3 protein-coding genes are annotated in these 2,339 nt (G+C 36.3%); all 3 read left to right on the top strand.

Annotated features, from left to right (window positions below):
• The coding region (locus tag M2132_RS11915) for a helix-turn-helix domain-containing protein (RefSeq protein ID WP_280673844.1) at positions 1-491 on the top strand (491 nt) is incomplete at its 5' end.
• Position 492: 1 nt separating this feature from the next.
• Positions 493-1,440 carry a DNA cytosine methyltransferase gene (locus tag M2132_RS11910; RefSeq protein WP_280673842.1) on the top strand — a complete coding sequence of 316 codons (948 nt, stop codon included), beginning with the start codon at positions 493-495 and terminating at the stop codon, positions 1,438-1,440.
• Positions 1,430-2,026, top strand: a complete 597-nt coding sequence (locus M2132_RS11905) for an HNH endonuclease (RefSeq protein WP_280673840.1) — start codon at positions 1,430-1,432, stop codon at positions 2,024-2,026. Before M2132_RS11910 ends, M2132_RS11905 begins: the two co-directional genes overlap by 11 nt.
• The last annotated feature ends 313 nt before the right edge of the window (positions 2,027-2,339 follow it).

Below are 2,339 nucleotides of genomic sequence, written 5' to 3'. Positions count from 1 at the left end.
TTGAGCAAATATTCAACGCGCTTATTTCATTGATAATAAATATTTTAACTAAACAAATCAGCGAATTGTTTCAACTACTGATTCGCATTAATAACTTTTTCACCCAAAGCATTTGGAATTTAAATAAAACTACTACCTTTGACAAAAAGTGTCAAATCAAATATTTCAAACGAAAGATGGATGTAAATCAGACAACTGGCGAAATTCTTAGAGAACGTCGAGAAAAAAAAGGATTGCTTCTCAGACAGGTGGCAGCATTGCTTGATATTGACACCGCAATATTAAGCAAAGTTGAACGTGGCGAACGAAAAGCTACTAAAGATCATATTCTTAAACTTGCCGATATTCTTGATTTGAACAAAGAGGAACTGTTAATCCATTATCTTAGCGAGAAGATCGCATATGAATTAGTTGATGAAGATGTTGCTTCTCAAACCTTGAAGGTGGCGGAGGAAAGAGTGAAATATTTAAAATCTCACAACTCAAAATAGTATGGCACAAAAATTTAAATCTTTAGAAATATGTGCTGGTGCTGGTGGGCAGGCTTTAGGACTCGAGGAAGCGGGATTTGATCATCTTGCATTAGTTGAGATTGAGCCTTTGGCGTGTCAAACACTCATTGCAAATAGACCTAAATGGAATGTAGTTCAAGGTGATTTAAGACGATTTAATGCAACAAGATATAAAGGCCAAGTAGATTTATTAGCCGGCGGAGTGCCTTGCCCTCCTTTTTCTATCGCAGGTAAACAATTAGGACAACTTGATGACAGAGATTTATTTCCAGAAGCCATTAGACTAGTGAAAGAATGTAACCCCAAAGCTGTTCTTCTTGAAAATGTTCGTGGCTTACTTGAACCAAAATTTGAAGAATACCGAAATGAAATAATCAATGAATTTAAAGAATTAGGATACAAAACAGATTGGCAATTATTACATGCTTCGGATTTTGGAGTATCACAACTTAGACCAAGAGCTATTTTAATCGCATTAAAAAAAGAATATTTTGATTTTTTTGTTTGGCCAGATAAACAGAAAGGAGAACCAAAAACAATAGGGGACTTGCTATATGAAGAAATGTCACTATTGGGCTGGGAAAAAGTAGATGAATGGAAAAAAAAGGCAAATAAAATAGCACCGACATTGGTAGGAGGCTCGAAAAAACATGGTGGAGCAGATCTGGGTCCAACAAGGGCACGAAAGGCGTGGCAAGAAATCGGTGTGGATGGAGGAGGATTAGCAGACCAGCCACCAAATTGTGATTTTGAAGGAAATCCCCGATTGACTATTGCGATGACAGCTTTGGTTCAAGGTTTTCCAAAAGAATGGAAATTTACAGGAAAAAAAACACCGGCATATAGGCAGGTGGGAAATGCATTTCCCCCACCAGTAGCAAAAGCAGTCGGAAAATCAATAATAAAAGCATTAAGTTATGACAAATAAAACTCCACGTAGAAAAGGGTCTAGAGCAAAACTCAGAGATTTTTTGATGGAAAATGTTGGTAAAGTATTAGATTCTGACACTCTTCGAGAGGTGGCAGGTACTAGTGAATGGGCAAGAAGAGTTAGAGAGCTTAGAAATGAAGAAGGGCTTAATATCGTAACTCATAATGATAGAAGCGATTTAAAGCCGGGTCAATATTTACTAGTGAATCTGAAACCTTTACCTGCATTTGAACGTGATATTTCAAAAGAAACTAGAGCTTTTGTCCTTGATCGCAATGGTTTTACTTGCCAAATGTGCGGCGCAGCCGCTGGTGAACCCCATCCATATGATAGTGGACGAAAAACGAGGCTTCACATTGGACACATTATTGATAAATCAATGGGAGGAACAGACGATCCTAGTAATTTGAGGGCAATATGTTCTGTTTGTAACGAAGGTGCATCAAACTTAACATTAAATCGACCGAATACAATAAAACTAATTGCACAAATTAGAAGAGCTCCAGCCAAAGATCAACTTGATGTGTTAAAATGGTTGATACAGAAATTCCCAAATCAGGCCAAAGAACTCACTCAAGAATGAGACTATTTGATTTACAGAAAATGCAGGGTGAGTTTTTTGAAATTCCCACAAATGACTATAATGAAATAGAATTAAATTCCTATTTTGGGGATAAGGGGATATATCGGATTAAAAAAAGCTCCTATATGAGATTGTAGAGTGGGTATCTGCATAACTTTATTTCCGATAAGAACTTTCTCACATATAGTATTTGGAAGAAATTCTCGGCAAGGAGGTTGAATAGACATTATATTCAATAAAACTATATATGATTAAAAATCAATGAATTTGAAATTCTAAAATTATGTAGACCGCAAGCAATAATCATGACTAA

The organism is Dysgonomonas sp. PH5-45 (genome assembly GCF_029893235.1).
GTDB lineage: Bacteria > Bacteroidota > Bacteroidia > Bacteroidales > Dysgonomonadaceae > UBA1309.
The sequence above is the reverse complement of the archived record's forward strand: the minus strand, read 5'-3'. Positions and strand labels throughout refer to the sequence as shown.

Coding starts and splice junctions, on each gene's coding strand:
- M2132_RS11910 (WP_280673842.1), top strand. CDS start 493: ATGGCACAAAAATTTAAATCTTTAGAAATATGTGCTGGTGCTGGTGGG.
- M2132_RS11905 (WP_280673840.1), top strand. CDS start 1,430: ATGACAAATAAAACTCCACGTAGAAAAGGGTCTAGAGCAAAACTCAGA.